Annotated in this window: 15 protein-coding genes; 6 read left to right on the top strand and 9 right to left on the bottom strand. The window is 73.9% G+C overall.

The features are described from left to right. Positions 1 to 279 precede the first annotated feature (279 nt). Complete coding sequence (locus ACFY0X_RS31110; protein ID WP_387759577.1) at positions 280 to 1,029, top strand: TrmH family RNA methyltransferase; 750 nt, start codon at positions 280 to 282, stop codon at positions 1,027 to 1,029. 40 nt (positions 1,030 to 1,069) lie between these two features. Here ACFY0X_RS31110 and ACFY0X_RS31115 read toward each other — a convergent pair whose 3' ends face one another. The 5 genes from ACFY0X_RS31115 to ACFY0X_RS31135 all read right to left on the bottom strand — a co-directional run bounded on the left by ACFY0X_RS31115 (position 1,070) and on the right by ACFY0X_RS31135 (position 7,674). Then, entirely contained in the window at positions 1,070 to 2,419 is a 1,350-nt protein-coding gene (locus ACFY0X_RS31115) for a peptidoglycan-binding protein (RefSeq protein ID WP_387759578.1), read from the bottom strand. A gap of 197 nt (positions 2,420 to 2,616) precedes the next feature. Further along, positions 2,617 to 3,528 (bottom strand): pyridoxamine 5'-phosphate oxidase family protein, encoded by a 912-nt coding sequence (locus ACFY0X_RS31120; protein ID WP_387759580.1) that lies wholly within the window; start codon positions 3,526 to 3,528, stop codon positions 2,617 to 2,619. A gap of 21 nt (positions 3,529 to 3,549) precedes the next feature. Beyond that, a complete protein-coding gene (locus ACFY0X_RS31125; RefSeq protein WP_387759582.1) occupies positions 3,550 to 4,017 on the bottom strand; it encodes a VOC family protein in 468 nt (155 codons plus the stop codon). A 182-nt stretch (positions 4,018 to 4,199) separates the two neighbouring features. Continuing rightward, a complete protein-coding gene (locus tag ACFY0X_RS31130) occupies positions 4,200 to 5,216 on the bottom strand; it encodes an XRE family transcriptional regulator (protein ID WP_387759584.1) in 1,017 nt (338 codons plus the stop codon). 301 nt (positions 5,217 to 5,517) lie between these two features. Then, positions 5,518 to 7,674: a protease pro-enzyme activation domain-containing protein gene (locus ACFY0X_RS31135; RefSeq protein ID WP_387759586.1), complete on the bottom strand. Its 2,157-nt coding sequence runs from the start codon at positions 7,672 to 7,674 to the stop codon at positions 5,518 to 5,520. A gap of 257 nt (positions 7,675 to 7,931) precedes the next feature. Between ACFY0X_RS31135 and ACFY0X_RS31140 the strand changes: the two genes are divergently transcribed. Further along, positions 7,932 to 8,498 carry a CGNR zinc finger domain-containing protein gene (locus ACFY0X_RS31140; protein WP_387759588.1) on the top strand — a complete coding sequence of 189 codons (567 nt, stop codon included), beginning with the start codon at positions 7,932 to 7,934 and terminating at the stop codon, positions 8,496 to 8,498. A 137-nt stretch (positions 8,499 to 8,635) separates the two neighbouring features. Here the strand turns inward: ACFY0X_RS31140 and ACFY0X_RS31145 are convergent, their stop codons facing one another. The 3 genes from ACFY0X_RS31145 to ACFY0X_RS31155 all read right to left on the bottom strand — a co-directional run bounded on the left by ACFY0X_RS31145 (position 8,636) and on the right by ACFY0X_RS31155 (position 13,416). After that, positions 8,636 to 10,126, bottom strand: a complete 1,491-nt coding sequence (locus tag ACFY0X_RS31145; RefSeq protein ID WP_387759590.1) for an FAD-dependent oxidoreductase — start codon at positions 10,124 to 10,126, stop codon at positions 8,636 to 8,638. 158 nt (positions 10,127 to 10,284) lie between these two features. Beyond that, the gene (gene paaN, locus ACFY0X_RS31150) at positions 10,285 to 11,985 is read right to left on the bottom strand and encodes a phenylacetic acid degradation protein PaaN (protein WP_387759591.1); all 1,701 of its coding nucleotides are present in this window, start codon (positions 11,983 to 11,985) and stop codon (positions 10,285 to 10,287) included. A gap of 162 nt (positions 11,986 to 12,147) precedes the next feature. Next, positions 12,148 to 13,416: a hypothetical protein gene (locus tag ACFY0X_RS31155; RefSeq protein WP_387759593.1), complete on the bottom strand. Its 1,269-nt coding sequence runs from the start codon at positions 13,414 to 13,416 to the stop codon at positions 12,148 to 12,150. A gap of 129 nt (positions 13,417 to 13,545) precedes the next feature. Here ACFY0X_RS31155 and ACFY0X_RS31160 point away from each other — a divergent pair, with 129 nt between their 5' ends. Further along, positions 13,546 to 14,130: a TetR/AcrR family transcriptional regulator gene (locus tag ACFY0X_RS31160; RefSeq protein WP_360258767.1), complete on the top strand. Its 585-nt coding sequence runs from the start codon at positions 13,546 to 13,548 to the stop codon at positions 14,128 to 14,130. Between the two features lie 50 nt (positions 14,131 to 14,180). On the opposite strand, the gene ACFY0X_RS31165 is transcribed toward ACFY0X_RS31160, so the two are convergent. Next, positions 14,181 to 14,642 carry an Lrp/AsnC family transcriptional regulator gene (locus tag ACFY0X_RS31165; RefSeq protein WP_387759595.1) on the bottom strand — a complete coding sequence of 154 codons (462 nt, stop codon included), beginning with the start codon at positions 14,640 to 14,642 and terminating at the stop codon, positions 14,181 to 14,183. A 149-nt stretch (positions 14,643 to 14,791) separates the two neighbouring features. Between ACFY0X_RS31165 and pdhA the strand changes: the two genes are divergently transcribed. From pdhA to ACFY0X_RS31180, 3 genes are read left to right on the top strand one after another with little or no spacing between them, the layout of a single operon-like run. After that, a complete protein-coding gene (pdhA, locus tag ACFY0X_RS31170; RefSeq protein ID WP_387759596.1) occupies positions 14,792 to 15,931 on the top strand; it encodes a pyruvate dehydrogenase (acetyl-transferring) E1 component subunit alpha in 1,140 nt (379 codons plus the stop codon). Then, positions 15,931 to 16,932 (top strand): alpha-ketoacid dehydrogenase subunit beta, encoded by a 1,002-nt coding sequence (locus ACFY0X_RS31175; RefSeq protein ID WP_387759597.1) that lies wholly within the window; start codon positions 15,931 to 15,933, stop codon positions 16,930 to 16,932. Before pdhA ends, ACFY0X_RS31175 begins: the two co-directional genes overlap by 1 nt. Next, entirely contained in the window at positions 16,932 to 18,275 is a 1,344-nt protein-coding gene (locus ACFY0X_RS31180) for a dihydrolipoamide acetyltransferase family protein (RefSeq protein WP_387759716.1), read from the top strand. The genes ACFY0X_RS31175 and ACFY0X_RS31180 overlap by 1 nt, the downstream gene beginning before the upstream one ends. The last annotated feature ends 152 nt before the right edge of the window (positions 18,276 to 18,427 follow it).

Raw genomic sequence — 18,427 nt, forward strand, 5'->3', positions numbered from 1 at the left:
CTGCCGGTCCTGGGGGTGGGGGGCTGGGCGGCGTTGGCAGTCTGAAAATCACCCGTCACGCCCCTCTCCGCACCCACCCCCTGCGCCGCCCCCTTTCCGCAGCGCGTCCCTCTCGCTGGGGGAGGGAGGGGGTGGGTGGGCGGGGGAGGTGGGGGATGCCCTGCTGGTGGGACGCCTGCTGGGGGTGGGGGTGCCTGCTGCTGGGGTGCCTGCTGGGGGGATGCCTGCCGGGGGGATGGGAGGGGTGCGTGCGTGGTTGGGGGTGACAGAGTGAGTGGCATGGATGACGAGGCGGTGCGGGCGTGGCGGGCGGCTGAGCGGGGGGCGGGGGTGGTGCTGCTGGACGGGTTTCACGCGTTGAAGCACGCGCTGCGGTTCGGGGGGGAGGTGCGGTGGGTGTTGACCGTGGACCGGGGGGGCTTGCTGGGGTTGGCGGGGGAGTTGGCGCCGGATGTGGTTCCGGCGTTGGAGGGGCTCGCGGTGGAGGCGCCGGAGGCGGTGGTGCGGGGGCTGGTGCCGCGGTTGCATCCGACCGGGGTGGTGGCGTTGGCGGTGCGGCCGTCGGTGGAGGCGAACCGGGCGGTGCTGGGGAGGCGGCCGCGGCGGGCGCCGGTGGTGGTGCTGGAGAATCCGCGCAACCTGGGGAACGTCGGGGCGGTGATCCGGTTGGCGGCGGGGTTCGGTGCCACCGGGGTGGTGACCACCGGGGACCTGGATCCCTGGCACCCGAACGTGTTGCGGGGGAGCGCGGGGCTGCACTTCGCCACCGCGGTGGAGCGGTCGGGTCTGTCGGAGCTGCCGGACGGGCCGTTGTTCGTGCTGGATCCGGAGGGGGCGGACATCCGGGACGTGCCGTTCCCGGACGACGCGCTGCTGGTGTTCGGCACCGAGCGGCACGGGGTGTCGGCGGAGCTCAAGGCGCGCGCCGACCGGTTGGTGGCGGTGCCGATGCAGCCGGGGGTGTCCAGCTTCAACCTGGCGACCAGTGTGGCGATGGGGCTCTTCCACTGGATGTCGGGGAAGCGCTGAGGCGCGGCGCCCGGGTGGGCACCGCGCCTCGGCGAGGGGGTCAGGAGAAGAGCCGGCGCCAGGTGTCGGGGCCGGGGTAGCCGTCGGCCTCGCCGCCGCGCCAGCCCTGGGCCTGCTGGAAGGCCTGGACGGCGCGGCGGTCGCTCTCCGTCCAGCGCGGGCCGGGGCCGACGCCGTACGAGGAGCCGAAGCCCTTGCGGACCAGCTGTTCGCCCAGCCGGCGGATGTGGTCGTTGCTCCGGCCGGGGCCGAAGTACTGCGCACCGGGGAAGGCGGGGCTCCCGGTGGTGGGCGGCGGGGGCGGCGGCGGGGTGCCTCCTCCGGTGCCGATGTCGTGGCCCTTGCCCATGACCAGGTAGTCCCAGGTGGCCTTGCCGGGGATGCCGTCGGCCTCGCCGCCGCGCCAGCCCTGGGCCTGTTGGAAGGCCTGGGTGGCCCTGCGGTCGGCCTCGCTCCAGCGCGGGCCGGGACCGGTGGAGTAGAACGGGCCGCCGCCGCGCTGCACCAGCATCCGGCCCAGCTTGGTGACGTACGCGTTGTCGGCACCGGGGCCGAACCTGTCGGCGCCGGGGAAGGCGGTGGTGGAGGTGCCGCCGCCGTCGTTGCTGCCGGAGGAGAGGCCGGTGTAGCGGTACGGGACGTAGCTGCCGGAGTTGTTCCAGTAGGCGTACGGGGTGGAGCGCTTCTTGGCGGAGGGGCCGGTCTGCTCGTAGGCGATGTACTTGGTGCGCGAGGAGTCGGCCCAGCCGCCGAAGATCGTCACGTGCGAACCGGCTTGCGGGCTGGCGGGGTTGTTGTAGATCAGGATGTCGCCGGGCTGGAGGTCGTTCCTGCCGATCCGTTCGGCGTAGTCGGGGAGGGTCCAGGTGGTCTGGCTGCTGCCCAGGCCCCAGGCCATCGAGACGAACCCGGAGCAGTCCTGGCGGTAGCCGTCCGACCAGTAGCGGCTCATGCTGTACGGCACGCCCTGGTCGACCCAGGTCTGGGCGCGCTGGATGATCTGTGCCCGGGTGACCGGCGCCGCGGCGGTGCGCGGGGCGGCGAAGGTACGGGCACCGGGGGCCTGGCCGTAGAGGCCGCTGACCTCGCCCTGGGGGGTCTGTGACCGGTTGGCGCTGTTGCCGCCGGGCGTGGGGCCGGGGGCCGGGGCCGGGGCCGCGGTGGCGGAGCCGACGGCGGCCGCTCCGCCGCCGATCGCGGTGCCCACGGCGGCCACCAGTACGGCGGCCCGGCGGCGGACGCTGCGGGCGGCGGCGTGTCCGCCCTCGTGGACCGGTGCGGCGTGCAGCCGGGCGCGTCGGCGGGCGTTGCAGCCCCCGCATATGCAGTCCTCCGCCGGTTCGACGTCGTCGAACACCATGAGCGGGGACAGGGGGTCGGTCAGGGTCATGCTCCGCCTCTTTCCTGCGGTCTCTCCGGATCGCCGCCTGACGGCGGGACAGGAGTGGCCTTCCCGGGCCTATTCCGCGTGTCATCCGGACCAAAGTCCCAAAGCGGGCGGGATGCGTCACGGTGGGTTGGGCCGAACAGGTGAGATCCGTTCATCTCCCGGGCGCGGCCGGGGCCATTGGGAGGGCGGACGCGCGGTCAGTGCGGGATCGCGGGCGAGTACTCCGGTTCGGTCCAGGTCAGCGGTGTGGCGTCGGCCAGCTCCACCACGCCGGTGACGGTCAGTTCGACCATCCGCTCGGCGCCCGGCACGCCGCGCCGGGCCTCCTCGGACCAGTCGGTGCGGGCCTCGCCGGTGACCAGCAGCGAACCGCCGGTCTCCCAGTCGGGCAGCAGCAACCCGGCCCGGGGGTCCAGCTCCAGGTTCCCGAGCGTCAGGAACATGCTGTTGCCGGGGTACTCCGGCCAGCGCAGCCGGTCAGGCGCCACCGGCTCCAGGAAGCCCGGGAAGCCGCCGCGGTGGGAGGCGTCCACGCTGCCGTCCGGGCCGGTGCTGGCGATGAAGAAGGTGTCCGCGGTGGCCACCGCCAGGCGCTGCGCGGTGGTCAGGGCCGCACCGGTGGCGACCGTGCGGGGCGGGCCGGCGGCCGGGCGGTCCGCCGGGGAGCGGCGCTGGATGTACTTCGGGCAGTTGGCGACCACCTCGTCGGCGTGCACCAGCAGCCCGCCCCGGCCGTCCGGGGCGGAGCGGCCGTTGAGCCGCATCCGGCGCCGGCCGGCCGGGTCCAGTGCGATGGTGCCCACCCGGGCGGGGCGGTCCAGCGCCTCGGCCAGCGGGTCGGCCGGGGGCGGGAGGGCGGCCACGGCCATGGTGCGTTCGTCCGGGGCCGAGAGGAAGCCGGCCGGGCCGGCCAGCTGGGTGGCCCAGACCCGGCCGTCCCGGTCGGCGGCGCCGACGACCAGCATCCGGCGCTCGGCCAGGAAGCGGGCGGCGACCGCCGGGACGGTGCTGCGGATCGCCCGGCCGGCGTGGTCGGCCCGTTCGGTCCGGCCGGCCCGGGCCTGGGCGGCCCGCTCGCCGGGGTGGTACGGCGTGCCGGTGGCGGTCATGGTCGGCTCCTGACGGTCGGCTTAGAAGAACCCGCAGGTCGGGGCGTCCGTGGTGGGGGCGGCGGCCTCGGTGCCGTCCACCCCGGTACGGGTGTAGATCTCCAGCCGGATGCCGTCCGGGTCGGTGAAGAAGATGCCGCCGGAGGCCGAGCCCTCCCTGTGCGGGACGACGCCGTCGTAGGCGAAGTCGGCGCCCAGTTCGCGCAGCAGCTTCTCGGCGGTGCGGACCTCGTCGAGGCTCTCGACCTCGAAGGAGAGGTGGTGCAGGCCGGGGGCGGCGGGGGCGAAGGCGCCGGTGCTCTGCTGCCAGAGCGTCACCACCAGGCGGCCGTCGCGGCCGAGCAGGGCGTAGCGGCGCTCGGGGTCGGTGCCCTCGGCGGTGACGTCGAGGCCGAACACGGCGCGGTAGAAGGCGATCGAGCGGGCCAGGTCGGTGACGTTCAGACCCACGTGGCCGGTCTGCAGGGTGCGGAGCTGGGTGGTGGACATGCCTGGTCACTCCCGGGGGCTTCGGTGTCCGGCGAGGCTCCTGCCTAACCGGTACTCATGAGAGTAGGAGTTAGGTGATGCATCGTCAACCAGTATTGGAGATGTGAATGGTTAGGTTTGCGGGCGGGCATGCGAAAGCCCCGTCGGCCTGCGGTGGCCGACGGGGCGTGGGGGAGGGAAGGTCAGGCCCACTCCCAGCGGATGCCGATGTGGCCCGGCTGCTGGTCCGGGGCCAGGACGTGGGCGCTCGCCGAGGCGCCGATCCAGAGCTGCTCGCGGCGGTGGTCGACGTCGGCGCCGGGCTCGCGGTCGTAGCGCTCGCAGTGGGCCGGGACGGCCGCCGGGTCGAAGTGCACCTGGAGCACGTACTCGCGGACCGGGGTGGCGAAGCGGCGGCTGTACTCCATGGTCGGGCCGCCGGGCGGGATCTCCACCTCGTACTCGAAGACCGTGCTGTCGCCCAGGCCGAGCGGGCGGTCCAGCATCAGCTCGGCGACGATCAGCCCGGCCTCCGGGCGGCGGCGCACCCGGCCCAGCCGGCCGTGCCGCACCGAGGTGATCTCCGGGCAGCCGGCCGCCTCCTCGTCGGCCATGTGCACCACCAGGCAGCGGCCGACGCCGCCGACCGTGGCGCGCACCACCTGGCGCATCCGCAGCAGGTTGCCGCGCCGCTCGGCGTCCACGTAGTAGGAGTCGTGGATGCTCAGCCGCTCCAGCTCGCCGGCCGGCGGGGCATTCAGCTCGGCGAAGATGTTGGCGATCTCCTGCTCGCCCGGCCAGACGTCCTCCAGCCCGAGGTGGCAGGTGTTGGCGGCGGCGGCCCAGCGGCCGCGCGGGCGCGGCGGGCCGAGCAGTGAGGAGAGCGCGCTGTGCGGCAGGCCGAGCAGCTCCTCCAGCAGGTGGACGGCGCGCAGCGAGCTGGCCCGCTCGGGCTGGCTGCGGCCGCGCCGCCAGTAGCTCAGGGTGGTGACGCTGACCCGGACGCCGCGGCCGGCCAGGGCGGCGCGGATGCGGTCCAGGCTGAGGCCGCTGGCCTCGATGGCCAGGTGCAGGGTGTCCGCGAAACCGCCGACCGGGGCGAGCCGGCCGGGGGACGGTGCGGGGACGGCGGCGGAAACCGGTCCGGGCGGGCCGGGGTGCTCCGTGTGCGATCCGACCAGCCGCAGCCGCGCGGCGTCCTGAGGTTGCTGTGCGGCCATACGGTGACCCTCCCCACCAGGTGAGTTCGGTGGGACCGGGCCGGCGCCGGGGCGCGCCGCCGACGGCTTCACCGAGCTTTGGGGAACCCTATGCACGGTCGAGAGGCTACGTCATCAGTCGTGCGTATGACAGTGGTCACGGCAGGTGGACCGAAGGGTTAGCGATCTTGAAACAGTCCGGAAACACGGGCCGTCGACCGGGCCCCGCGCACCGCCGCGGCGGGGCCGGGGACGGCCTCCGCCGGGGCGGGCCCTGACGGCTCCGCCCCGGCGGGGATCGGGTGGTGCGGTCGGGCGGTGGTCAGCCGACGTTCAGCGCGACGTCGTCGATCACGAAGCTGGTCTGCAGCGACGCGTCCTCGGTGCCGGTGAACTTGACGGTCACGGTCTGGCCGGCGAAGGAGGTCAGGTCCACGGTGCGCTGGACGTAGCCGGCGGCGGCGTTCGCGTTGGAGTAGGTCGCCAGGGTGGTGCCGTTGGCCTGGACGGTCAGCTTGTCGTACGCGGTGGTGCCGGTCTCCACGGTGTCGACGTGCAGCCAGAAGGTCAGCTTGGCGGAGGCGCAGCCGGCCGGGATCGAGACGGTCTGCGACAGGGTGTCGGTGTGGGCCGAGCCGTAGCCGTTCATCCAGGCCTTCCAGCTGCCCGAGTGGGCCGCCTGGGAGGAGCTGTTGTCGACCACGCCGGTGGAGGTGGCCCACGGGGCGGCGGTGCCGCTCTCGAAGCCGCCGTTGCCGACCAGCTGGGCGGCGGTGCAGCCGCCGGACGGCGGGGTGGTGGTGCCGCCGAGCAGGGCGGTGGTCAGCGCGTCGGCGACCGGGGTGCCCCAGCCGGTGACCTGGTCGTAGCCGGCCTTGGTGGAGAAGTCCTGGTTGGCGCCGGCGGTCACGTCGTGGAAGGTGCTGCCGTAGCTGCCGCTGTTGGCCACCGAGTACAGCCGCGGGCTCGCCTCGCCGAGGACCGGCTGGCCGGCGGCCTTGGCCTTCTGGTTGAACTGGGCCGCGTAGCCGGACCAGAGCGGTGCGGCGGCGCTGGTGCCGCCGTACACCTGCCAGCCGCCGACCGTGTAGATCGAGAAGCCGCTGGCCGGGTCGGCGTTGGAGGAGACGTCCGGGACGGTGCGCATGGTGCCGCTGACGCCGGTGCCGGTCTGCCAGCTCGGCTTGGCGAACACGGTGGAGACGCCGCCGCCGGCGGTGCTCCAGGCGCTCTCCGAGGAGTAGGTATTGCCGCTGGACACCTTGAGGTTGGTGCCGCCGACGCCGGTCTGGTGCGGGCTGGAGGCCGGGAAGTCGACGGCCTTGACGGACGAGCCGCTGGTGGAGCGGGTGCAGTCGCGGGAGCCGTCGTCGCCGGAGGCGGAGAAGATCGAGATGCCCTGGGCGGCGGCCTGCTTGAAGGCGTTGTCGACGGCCGTCATCGAGGAGGCGGTGGTGTCGGGCTCGCAGGAGCCCCAGGAGATCGAGATGACCGAGACCCGGTTGTCGGTCACGATCTTGTTGGCCATGTCGATCTCGCCCTGGTCGCTGTTGGGCGCCTCGTAGACCAGCTGGGTGGCCTTGGGGGCCACGCCGCGGACGATCTCGCTGTCCAGCTCGACCTCGCCCTGGCCCTCGCCCGGCTTGGAGTCGTAGTTGGCGCCGTCGACCGCGACCGTGGTGACGGCCGGGCCGCTCAGGCCGAACTGCGAGTCGTAGGTGGTCAGGTTCGTCGACTTGTAGCCGTCGAACTCCCAGAGCGCGACCGTCACGCCGGTGCCGTCCGCGCCGGTCCTGGTGAGGTTGTAAGCGCCGGTGTACTGGGCCGGGGACATGCCGCTCGGAGTGGCGGTGGCCGCGTTCGGGGTGACCGCGTTCGGCGTGGCCAGGCGGTTCTTGCGGACCGCGTGGTTGTCCAGGCCGCTGACGCCCTGGACCACGGCGGCCAGGTCGGACGGGATCGAGGCGGCGGCGTCGTTGGCGAAGAAGGCGCGCTGGAGCTGCGGGTCGAGGTACGCGCTCTCGTGCGTGCCGAAGGCCTGGGAGACCTGGGCGGTGGTGCCGTGGGCGTTGACCACCTGGCGGTTGGCGCTCACGTCGGTGACGGTCAGGCCCTGCTGGGCCAGGTACGTCCGGACCTGGTCGACGGCGGCCTGGGTCGGTCCGAACCGCGCGGTGAACTGCTCCGGCGTCAGGTAGTGGCCGTACTCCGGGGTGCCCGGGGTGGTGACCGCGGTGAGGAAGCGGTCCAGGGCGTCGGTGTCGCGCAGCTTCAGGCTGACGGACACCGAGATCTGCTGCGCCGCCGGAACGTCACCCTTCTTCTCCGAGTGGGCCACCGCCGGGTTCACGGTGTTCGGCAGGGCGACGCGCGGGGAGGCGTTGGGGGTGGCGGCCTGCGCGGTGGAGACACCGAGCGAGACGGCGGTCAGCGGCAGCACGGCTATCGCCGCGGCGAGGGCAAGGGAGCGGGGGCGCAACGGATCCTCCTCCGGCCGGCTGTGGGGGCCGGCAAGGGGCCAGGCGTTCAGGGGGTCCAGAACGCTGGCTCGAACATGACAGAACCCGTGTGCGAATTGGATCATGACCAGGCAATTCGTTGCTAAAAAACAGTCAACTGTGGAGGCCCCGGAACTCGGTGGTTCCATTCAGTGAATGGCCGGGAATCCGGTCACGGTCCAGACCAGTCGGAGCCGATCGGGCCGGACGTAGAATCGGACCGAGCCGAGGGAGGACGATGACTGACGTGCAGCCGGACCCGAGGGACCCGCGGCCGCTGATCGGCGAGCCGCTCGCGCTCGACCTGGTCAACACGCGCTGGGCCGGCACCCCCGTCAACGACCTGCTCACCGGCGTCGAGGGGTACGCGGTCTGGCTCTCCTCCGCCGGGCTGAGCGGACGCTGCGCGGCCGACGAGGCGGGCCTGGCGGCGATCCGCCGGGCCCGTGACGCGATCCGGTCGGCCGCCCAGGACGCCCGCGAGCTGGGCGAGTTGGGATCACCGGCACGGGACGGACTGGACGCCGTACTGGCGCACGGACGGATCCGGCGGACGGCGGCTCCGGGCGGGGCCGAGGACCGGATCGAGGTCGACCGGCCGGAGTGGCTGGCGCCCTGGCTGGCGGCGGACGGCTTCCTCGGACTGCTCGGCCAGGGGGCGCACCGGATCAAGCAGTGCGCCCACGAGGCGTGCATCCTGCACTTCTTCGACGCCTCGCAGAACGGCCGCCGGCGGTGGTGCCGGATGGCGGTCTGCGGGAACCGGGCGAAGGCGGCGCGGCACTACGTGAAGGCGCGGGGTTGACCGACGACCGGTCGGCGGGGCGCTCGGCCGGCGGGGCGCGGCGGCGGGTCGGGCGCGGGGACGGACGCAGGGCGACGGTGCGCGGGGCCGGGCGACGGGCGGGCGCGCGGGGGGCCGCGCACCCGCCCGAGGGGCGGTCAGGCCGGGGTGCCGAGCCAGTCGGTGAGGGCGGCGCGCAGCTCGCCCTGGCCCGGGTCGACGGAGGCCCAGGCGACGTAGCCGTCCGGGCGGATCAGCAGCACGGTGTCGCGCAGCTTGCCGTGCGGGTCGGCGGGGGCGGCGGAGACCATGCGGTCGGCCCAGGGCTCGGCGGCGGCCAGCTCGTCATTGCTGACCAGGACGAACTTCCCGGCGCGCAGCGCCTCGTAGAGCCGTTCGGGGGCGGCCGGGGCGCCGTCGACGGGCTTGCTCAGGGCGGTCAGCCGCAGGTCCGGGACGCGCTTGCCGACCTGCGGGTGGGCGTCCTTGGGGGCCGGGTAGGAGATGCCGATGCCGGAGACCAGCTTGGCGCCGCGCTCGGTGACCGGGTCGAGGTGGCCGCCCAGCGCGGTGAGCGCCCCGCGCAGGGCGCGGGTGGGGGCGGACTCGGCGAGCGCCAGCCGGATCAGCGCGCCGGAGGTGCGCAGCACCGTCCGGCCGACCGGGTGCCGCTCGGTCTGGTAGGTGTCCAGCAGGGCGTCGGTGGCGTGCCCCCGGACCGCGGCGGCGAGCTTCCAGGACAGGTTGGCGGCGTCCTGGAGGCCGGTGTTCATGCCCTGGCCGCCGGCCGGCGAGTGGCAGTGCGCGGCGTCGCCGGCCAGGAAGACCCGGCCGGAGCGGTAGTTGGGGGCCTGCCGCTCGTCGCTGTGGAAGGTGGAGCTCCAGCGCACCTCCCGCAGGCCGTAGTCCTCGCCGAGGATGGCCCCGAGGAGGGCGGTGAGCTGCTCGGCCGTGGGGGCGGTGCCGTCAGGGTGGCGCTCCTCGCGGTCCCAGGCGATGACCCGGAACCAGCCGTCGCCGAACGGGGCGACGAAGGCGAAGCCGGCCTGGTTGGCGCCGACGGTGATCGCCTGGGTGGGCTCGCGCTCCAGCCGGACGTCGGCCAGCACCACCGAGTCGACCACCGACTCCCCGGGGAACGGGATGCCCAGCAGGTCGCGGACGGTGGAGTGGACGCCGTCGGTGGCGACCGCGTACGCGGCGCGGTGGCTCCGCCCGTCCCGGGTCTCCACGGTCACGCCCTCGGCATCCTGGTGCAGTCCGGTGACCTCGGCGCCGCGCAGCACGGTGGCGCCGGCCTCCTGCGCGCGCTCCAGCAGCAGCCGTTCGACGTTGTACTGCGGGGTGATCAGGACGAACGGGAAGCGGGTGGGCAGCGAGCCGAGGTCGATGCCGAAGCGGTCGAACATCCGCAGCTCGGCGAGCGGCCGGCCGGTGGCGATCAGCTCCTCGGCCAGGCCCCGGGCGTCCAGCAGCTCCAGGCTGCGGGCGTGCACGGCGAAGGCCCGGGTGAGGTTGGATCCGGCGGCCCGCTTCTCCAGTACGGTGACGCCGACTCCGGAGGCGGCGAGGTCGCCGGCCAGCAGCAGTCCGGTCGGTCCGGCACCGACGATCAGGACATCGGTTTCGGTCGTCGGCTTCACGGCCATGTACTCAGCTCCCGTTGTTCGGAGGGCGGTCGGACGCCGTTCCCGGCGTCCTCCCAGCCTCCATCATCGCGGGCGCGGTCGGAGCTGTGAACCGCCGGGCCCCGGCGGTCGGTGACCGCCGGGGCCCGGGGGCACCATCGGCCCGGTTCCTTCCGGGCTCAGGCGTGGCGGCGGACCTCCACCGTGCGGAACCGGTTGGCGACGAACGCGCCGTCGCAGTAGGCCGAGTTGGCGGCCGGGTTGGCGCCGGTGCCGTGCAGGTCGGAGAAGGCCGCGGTCTGGTTGGGGTAGACCCCGCCGGTCAGGTTGAGCGAGAGCGAGACGCCGGCGTCCAGCGCCGCCTCGACCAGCAGCGCCTCCACCTCGGGCGAGGTGGTGTAGCCGGAGGCGGTCATGGCGCCCTTCTCGCGGACCGTGGTGCGCAGCAACTCGACGGCGGCGGCGGTGGATTCGACGGCGACGGCGAAGGAGACCGGGCCGAAGCACTCGCTGCGGAAGACCGCGCGGTCGTCCGGCTTGTCGGCGTCCAGCTTGACCAGCGCCGGAGTGCGGACGGTCGCGCCGGGGAAGTCCGGCGAGACCACCGCGCGCGGGGCGAGCGCGAGTTCGCCGTACTCGCCGCCGGCCGCGGCCGCCGAGCGCTGCAGCACCCCGGGGTTGACCACGGCGCCGAGGATCGCGGCGGCGCGGGCGTCGTCCGAGAGCAGGCCCTCGATGGCGCCGGCCAGGTCGGTGACCACCTGGTCGTAGGTCTTGTCGCCCTGGTCGGTGGCGATGCCGCCGCGCGGGATCAGCACGTTCTGCGGAGTGGTGCACATCTGGCCGCTGTAGAGCGAGAGCGCGAAGGCCAGGTTGCCCAGCATGCCCTTGTAGTCGTCGGTGGAGTCGATCACGACCGCGTTGACGCCGGCCTTCTCGGTGTACACCTGGGCCTGCCTGGCGTGCTCCTCCAGCCAGTCGCCGAAGGCGGTGGAGCCGGTGTAGTCGATGATCCTGATCTCCGGGCGGACCGCGAGGGTCGCGGCGACGGTGCCGCCCTCGTGCTCGGCGGCCAGGCAGACCAGGTTGGCGTCGAAGCCGGCCTCGGCGAGCACCTCGCGGGCGGTCCGGACGGTCAGCGCGAGCGGCAGCACGGCCCGCGGGTGCGGCTTGACCAGCACCGGGTTGCCGGTGGCCAGCGAGGCGAAAAGGCCCGGGTAGCCGTTCCAGGTGGGGAAGGTGTTGCAGCCGATCAGCAGCGCGAGGCCGCGCGGGACGACGGTGAACTCCTTGGTCATCACCAGCGGGTCGCGCTTGCCCTGGGGCTTGGTCCAGCCGGCCTGCCGCGGCAGCCGGGTCTGCTCGGCGTAGGCGTAGGCGACGGCCTCCAGGCCGCGGTCCTGGGCGTGCGGGCCGCCGGCCTGGAAGGCCATGCCGTAGGCCTGGCCGGTGGTGTGCATGACGGCCTGGGCGAACTCGTGGGAGCGGGCGTTGATCCGGTGCAGGATCTCCAGGCAGACGGCGGCGCGCTCCAGCGGGGTGGCGGCGGCCCAGCCGGGGCGGGCGGCGGTGAGCGCGGCGATCAGCGCGTCCGGGCCGGCGTGCGGGTAGGTGATGCCCAGCTCGACGCCGTACGGGGAGGCCTCGCCGCCGACCTGGTCGCCGTCGGTGGGGTGGCCGTCGAGGGCGAAGGGCTTGCCGAGCAGGGCGTCGAAGGCGGCCTTGCCGTCCGCCGGGCCGCTCTCGCCGTACGCCTTCGGGAACTCGGGGTAGGGCGACCAGTAGTCGCGCTCGGCGGCGGCGGCGAGCGCGGCGTCCAGGGTGGCCTGGTGGCGCTCGACCAGCTCGCTGACGAGGGGGTGGGTGACCGCTGCGGACATCTGTGCGCTCCTCGGAGGGCCTCGAAAAGCAGGACGGGACACGTCACAGAGTAACCGAACGATCGGTCGGCTCAAGAGGGGGCGGCGGAGCGGATCCCCCGGGAACGCGCGAAGGGGCGCGTCCGTCGCGGACGCGCCCCCGTGGGCTCAGACGATCCGGGTCTACGGCACGCCCAGTTCGAAGATGAGGTACCCGGCGTACCAGCCGGAGGCGACCGCCCCGGTGCCCAGCACGGTGGCCAGCACCGGCAGGCTGAGCTTGCGCATCCCCACCGCCAGCGCGATGAACAGCGGGAACACGGGCATCAGGTAGCGCGAGACGTTGCCGAAGATGCCCAGGCTGCCGAGCACCGAGACGATCGTGGCCAGGGTGTAGGCGGTCAGCACCAGCGGCGGGCGCAGCCGGAACAGCAGCACGATCAGCACCGGCAGGCTGAACACGATCAGGGTGGCGAGGAGGTCCGGCGCCGGGAAGCCGTAGGGGTAGTCGGCGCGGCCCAGCAGCACCCCGCGGATCGCGTGCCAGGTGCCCTGGCCCCAGTCGAAGTAGTGCATCCAGGCGTCCTGCTGGATCCGGAAGTAGCCGCCCCACTCGCCGGTCCGCCAGCCCACCCAGCCGACGTAGCCGAGCAGGCCGAGCGGGGCCGTCAGCATCGCGGCCAGCGGGCGCGCCACGCCGCTCTCCCGGCGGTACAGGTCGACGATCGCGGCCAGGCCGACGGCGCCTATCAGGGCCGCCGAGGTCGGCCGGTTGAGCCCGGCGACCAGCGTGATCGCCCCGGCCGTGAGCCATTGCCTGGTCATCACGGCGTAGCAGGCCCAGGCGGCCAGCGCGACGAAGAGGGAGTCCGAGTAGACCGCCCACTGCGCACCCGAACCCGGGACGATCGCCCACAGCCCGGCCGCGATCACGCCCGACCGGACGTCGCCGGTCATCTTCTCCACCACGGCGTGGATGCCGGCCGCGGCGAACAGCGAGGCCACCACCGAGACCAGCATCCCGGCGCCGTACAGGCCCAGGCCGGTGCCCTCCGAGACCAGCCGCATCAGGCCCGGGTAGAGCGGGAAGAACGCGGCCGAGTTCTGCTCGATGGTGTAGCCGAGCGGGCCGTTGGGGATCGGGACGAGCGCCGGGTGGTAGCCGAACTGGGCCACCTGCTGGTACCACCAGCCGTCCCAGCTGGCCACCACGTCCCAGGGGTTGGCGCCGCCGCCGAACCGGGCCGGCTTCTTCGCGTAGTCACCGGCGAAGGAGAGCAGCTTCATGAAGACGGTGAAGCCGACCAGCTTCAGCACCGCGTAGCACCACACGGCCGGTCCGAACCGGACCACCAGGGCGCGGCCGCGCTCCTGCCAGCTGCGCGCGGCGCCGTCCGGTTCCCCGCTGCGCGGCTCTGGCGCGTCGGAGGCGACTGCCGGTATTGCGTTCATCAGCCGTGGACCCCAGTGCTCTGGACGTGAACGGATCGTCCGGAGAGTCTAGGGCCTGCGCCTTCCGGTTGGTGTGGACCAGCGGGACCCGATCGCGTACCGCCGCGGGCGGCCGGGGATACTCGGAGGATGGCCGATCACACCACGCGCACCGCCTACACCGTGGAGTCACTGCTCGCGGTGACCGTCGACGTCTTCAACGAGCGCGGCTACGACGGCACCTCGATGGAGGACCTGTCCCGGGCGGCCGGGATCTCCAAGTCCTCCATCTACCACCACGTGCGCGGCAAGGAGGAACTGCTGCGGCTGGCGGTCGGGCGGGCGCTGGACGGGCTGTTCGCGATCCTGGCCGAGCCGGCCGCGGTCGGGGGGCCGGCGGTGGAGCGGCTGGAGCACGTGGTGCGGCGCACCGCCGAGGTGCTGCTGGCGGAGCTCCCGTACGTGACGCTGCTGCTGCGGGTGCGCGGCAACACGGCCACCGAGCAGTGGGCGCTGGAGCGCCGGCGGGACTTCGACCACCAGGTCGCCGAGCTGCTGCGGGCGGCGGTCGCGGACGGCTCGCTGCGCGCGGACGTGGAGCCGCGGCTGGCCACCCGGCTGCTGTTCGGGATGATCAACTCGATCGTGGAGTGGTACCGGCCCGGGCTCAAGGCCGCCGACGGGGTCGCGGACGCGGTGGTGCACCTGGCCTTCGACGGGCTGCGGGCGCGCTGACCCTCCGGAGCCGGCCGCTCAGAGCGGCGGTACCTGGTCGGTGCAGCCGCTCAGAGCGGCGGCACCTGGTCGGTCTCCTCGAAGACCAGCATGGTGCGGGTGCCGAGCACCTGGGGGATGGACTGGATGCTGCCCAGCACCAGCTCCCGCAGGGCCTTGTTGTCGGCGGTGTGCACCAGCAGCAGGACGTCGAAGTCCCCGCCGACCAGCGCGATGTGGGCCACCCCGGGCAGCTCCAGCAGCTGCTCGCGCACCGTCCGCCAGGAGTTCTGGACGATCTTCAGGGTGACGTACGCCGACGCGCCCTGGCCGGCCCGTTCGTGGTCCACCCTGGCGGTGAAGCCGCGGATGATGCCGTCCTCGACCATCCTGGAGATCCGGGCGTACGCGTTGGCCCGGGACACGTGCACCCGCTCGGCCACCGAGCGGATGGAAGCGCGACCGTCCTGCTGCAGCAGCCGCAGGATCGACCGGTCGACCCGATCGAGTCTGGACGTCTGTTCAGCCGACATGACCCCCCACCCCCACCGTTTGGACGTACTGCCACCAGTCGACCGCCGAACAGGCCGAATGTCCACCACCTTGTCACGCTTCTGGTCAAGATGAACAGACGACCGAACAATCGGTAGGGAGCCCCCGCCACCCCTGGAGGTGCCCCGAGATGACCGTTCTCGACCACAGACACCACACCGGCGTGCCCGGTTGGCTGCCCGGCGCCACCGCTCCGCGCACCGACCCGGCGCCCCTTCTCCCGGACCTCTCCCCCGTCCGGGCGCTCGGCACCCCCGCGCTGGAGAAGTACGACCCGGCCCTGCTGCGCGAGCTCTACCGCCGTCTGGTCGTCGGCCGCCGCTACAACCAGCAGGCCACCACCCTGACCAAGCAGGGCAGGCTCGCCGTCTACCCCGCGTCCACCGGCCAGGAGGCCTGCCAGGTCGCCGCCGCGCTGGTGCTCGGCGAGCGCGACTGGCTCTTCCCCAGCTACCGCGACACCCTCGCCGTGGTCTCCCGGGGCGTCGACCCGCTGGAGGCGCTGACCCTGCTGCGCGGCAGCGCCCACACCGGCTACGACCCGCGGGCCAGCCGCACCGCCCCGCTCTGCACCCCGCTCGCTACCCAGGCCCCGCACGCCGTCGGGCTGGCGCACGCCGCCCGGCTGCGCGGCGAGCCGGTGGTCGCGCTGGCGATGCTCGGCGACGGCGGCACCAGCGAGGGCGACTTCCACGAGGCGCTGAACTTCGCGGCCGTGCTGGGTGCCCCGGTGGTCTTCCTGGTGCAGAACAACGGCTACGCGATCTCCGTCCCGCTCAGCGCCCAGTCCGCCGCGCCGAGCCTGGCCCACAAGGCCGTCGGCTACGGCATGCCGGGCCGGCTGGTGGACGGCAACGACGCGCCCGCCGTGCACTCGGTGCTGACCGAGGCGGTCGAGCGGGCCCGGGCCGGCGGCGGCCCGACCCTGGTCGAGGCGCTGACCTACCGGATCGAGGCCCACACCAACGCCGACGACGCCACCCGCTACCGCACCGAGCCCGAGGTGGCCGCCTGGCGGGAGCACGACCCGATCCTGCTGATGGAGCGCGCGCTGCGCGGCCTCGGCGTGCTGGACGACCGGCTGGTCCGGGAGGCGGCCGACGAGGCGGAGGCGCTGGCGGCCCGGATGCGGGCCGAGTTCCACGCCGACCCGGACCTGGACCCGATGTCGCTCTTCACCCACGTCTACGCCGAACCGACCCCCCAACTTCGCGAACAGGCAGCGCAGTTGGCCGCCGAGCTGGCCGCCGAGGCGGAGGTGGCGGACTGATGGCGACCGCGACACCCGTGCGCACCGCGTCCATGGCGCAGGCGCTCAACTCCGCGCTGCGGGACGCCATGCGCGAGGACCCGGCGGTGCACGTGCTCGGCGAGGACGTCGGCGCGCTCGGCGGCGTCTTCCGGATCACCGACGGGCTCACCGCCGAGTTCGGCCCGGAGCGCTGCCTGGACACCCCGCTGGCCGAGGCCGGCATCCTCGGCACCGCGATCGGCATGGCGATGTACGGGCTGCGCCCGGTAGTCGAGATGCAGTTCGACGCCTTCGCCTACCCGGCGCTGGAGCAGCTGTTCTCGCACGTCGCCAAGATGCGCAACCGCACGGCGGGCAGGCTCCCGCTGCCGATCACCGTCCGCATCCCGTACGGCGGCGGCATCGGCGGCGTCGAGCACCACAGCGACGCCTCCGAGGCGTACTACACCAGCACCCCCGGCCTGCACGTGGTCACGCCGGGGACGGTGGCCGACGCGTACGGGCTGCTGCGCGCCTCGATCGCCTCCGACGACCCGGTGGTCTTCCTGGAGCCCAAGCGGCTCTACTGGGGCAAGGCCGGGTTCGACCCGGCGGCGCCGGTCGAGCCGATCGGCCGGGCGGTGCTGCGGCGCACCGGCACCTCCGCCGTGCTGATCACCTACGGCCCCTCGCTGCCGGTCTGCCTGGAGGCGGCGGAGGCGGCGCGGGCCGAGGGCTGGGACCTCGCGGTGCTGGACCTGCGCACCCTGGTCCCGTTCGACGACGAGACGGTCTGCCGGGTGGTGCGCTCGCTCGGCCGGGCCGTGGTGGTGCACGAGGCCAGCGGCTTCGGCGGCACCGGCGCGGAGATCGCCGCCCGGGTCACCGAGCGCTGCTTCCACCACCTGGCCGCGCCCGTGCTGCGGGTCACCGGCTTCGACGTGCCGTACCCGCCGCCGATGCTGGAGCACCACCACCTGCCCGGGGTGGACCGGATCCTGGATGCGGTCGCCCGGCTCCAGTGGGAGGACCGAGGATGATGCCCGTCGTACGGGAGTTCCGGCTGCCCGACCTCGGTGAGGGGCTCACCGGGGCGGAGGTGGTGCGCTGGATGGTCGAGGTCGGCGAGGTGATCGCGGTCGACCAGCCGGTGGTGGAGGTGGAGACCGCCAAGGCCGTGGTGGAGGTGCCCTGCCCGTACGGCGGGGTGGTCACCGCGCGGTACGGCGCGGAGGGCGAGGAGATCGCCGTGGGCGCGCCGCTGGTGACGGTCGCGGTGGGGCCGTCGGAGGGGGGCGTCGCCGAGGCTCCGGACGGGCCCGCCGCCGTGGCGGCGGAGGTCGAGCGGCCGCTGGTCGGGTTCGGGGTCGCCGAGCCGGGTCGGAGCGGGCGGCGGCGCCGGGTCGGGGCGGGTGCCGCCGCCGGTGGCGCGGTTGCGCCGGTTGCTCCGGTCGGGCCGGTGACTCCGGCGGTTCCGGTGGCTCCGGCCGGGCCGGCGGTGGTGCCGGTGATCTCGCCGCTGGTGCGGCGGCTGGCCCGGGAGCAGGGGGTCGACCTGGCCGCGCTCGCCGGGAGCGGGCCGGACGGGCTGATCATGCGCGCGGACGTCGAGCGGGCGGTCGCGGCCAGGGTGGCCGCGCCGGTGCCTGCCGCGCAGGTGCCTGCCGGGCCGGTGCCCGCCGGGCCGGCCGTGCGGGACGGTGTGGTCCCGCTGCGCGGGCTGCGCAAGGCGGTGGCCGAGAAGCTCAGCCGCAGCCACCGGGAGATCCCGGCGGCGACTTGCTGGGTGGACGCGGACGCCACCGAACTGATGGCACTGCGACGGCAGTTGAACGCCACGCCGGGGCCGAAGGTGAGCGTGCTGGCGCTGCTGGCGCGGATCTGCACGGTCGCGCTGGCGCGCTTCCCGGAGCTCAACTCCTCGGTGACCGAGGACGGTTCGGGCATCGTCCGGCACTCGGCGGTGCACCTGGGCTTCGCCGCGCAGGGCGAGCGCGGGCTGGTCGTCCCGGTGGTGCGGGACGCGCAGGGCCGGAGCACCGAGCAACTCGGCGAGGAACTCGGCAGGTTGACCGAGGCTGCGCGCAGTGGCGCGCTCACCCCGGCCGAACTGACCGGCGGAACCTTCACGTTGAACAACTACGGGGTGTTCGGCGTGGACGGCTCCACCCCGATCCTCAACCACCCGGAGGCGGCGATGCTCGGCGTCGGCCGGATCGTCGCCAAACCCTGGGTCCACCAGGGGGAGTTGGCGGTGCGCGAGGTGACCCAGCTGTCGTTCACCTTCGACCACCGGGTCTGCGACGGCGGGACGGCCGGCGGCTTCCTGCGGTTCGTCGCGGACTGCGTGGAGCAGCCGGGGATGCTGCTGCGGCAGCTCTGAGCAGGGTCGTTCCCGGGCAGGGCGGCACGGTCGCCCTGGGTGTGCGGAGGGGCACCCAGGGCGACCGCGGACCGAGGAGAGTAGCGCGTTCCGGGCCCGGATGTCCGGGCTTCGCGTGATTCGTCGGGCGGGCCGTCCGGCCGTGCCACGCT

It is taken from the genome of Kitasatospora sp. NPDC001547, from assembly GCF_042894165.1.
Taxonomy (GTDB): domain Bacteria; phylum Actinomycetota; class Actinomycetes; order Streptomycetales; family Streptomycetaceae; genus Kitasatospora.

Coding starts and splice junctions, on each gene's coding strand:
- paaN (WP_387759591.1), bottom strand. CDS start 11,985: ATGTCCGCAGCGGTCACCCACCCCCTCGTCAGCGAGCTGGTCGAGCGC.
- ACFY0X_RS31165 (WP_387759595.1), bottom strand. CDS start 14,642: ATGTCGGCTGAACAGACGTCCAGACTCGATCGGGTCGACCGGTCGATC.
- ACFY0X_RS31140 (WP_387759588.1), top strand. CDS start 7,932: ATGACTGACGTGCAGCCGGACCCGAGGGACCCGCGGCCGCTGATCGGC.
- pdhA (WP_387759596.1), top strand. CDS start 14,792: ATGACCGTTCTCGACCACAGACACCACACCGGCGTGCCCGGTTGGCTG.
- ACFY0X_RS31145 (WP_387759590.1), bottom strand. CDS start 10,126: ATGGCCGTGAAGCCGACGACCGAAACCGATGTCCTGATCGTCGGTGCC.
- ACFY0X_RS31110 (WP_387759577.1), top strand. CDS start 280: ATGGATGACGAGGCGGTGCGGGCGTGGCGGGCGGCTGAGCGGGGGGCG.
- ACFY0X_RS31155 (WP_387759593.1), bottom strand. CDS start 13,416: ATGAACGCAATACCGGCAGTCGCCTCCGACGCGCCAGAGCCGCGCAGC.
- ACFY0X_RS31175 (WP_387759597.1), top strand. CDS start 15,931: ATGGCGACCGCGACACCCGTGCGCACCGCGTCCATGGCGCAGGCGCTC.
- ACFY0X_RS31160 (WP_360258767.1), top strand. CDS start 13,546: ATGGCCGATCACACCACGCGCACCGCCTACACCGTGGAGTCACTGCTC.
- ACFY0X_RS31180 (WP_387759716.1), top strand. CDS start 16,932: ATGCCCGTCGTACGGGAGTTCCGGCTGCCCGACCTCGGTGAGGGGCTC.
- ACFY0X_RS31120 (WP_387759580.1), bottom strand. CDS start 3,528: ATGACCGCCACCGGCACGCCGTACCACCCCGGCGAGCGGGCCGCCCAG.
- ACFY0X_RS31115 (WP_387759578.1), bottom strand. CDS start 2,419: ATGACCCTGACCGACCCCCTGTCCCCGCTCATGGTGTTCGACGACGTC.
- ACFY0X_RS31130 (WP_387759584.1), bottom strand. CDS start 5,216: ATGGCCGCACAGCAACCTCAGGACGCCGCGCGGCTGCGGCTGGTCGGA.
- ACFY0X_RS31125 (WP_387759582.1), bottom strand. CDS start 4,017: ATGTCCACCACCCAGCTCCGCACCCTGCAGACCGGCCACGTGGGTCTG.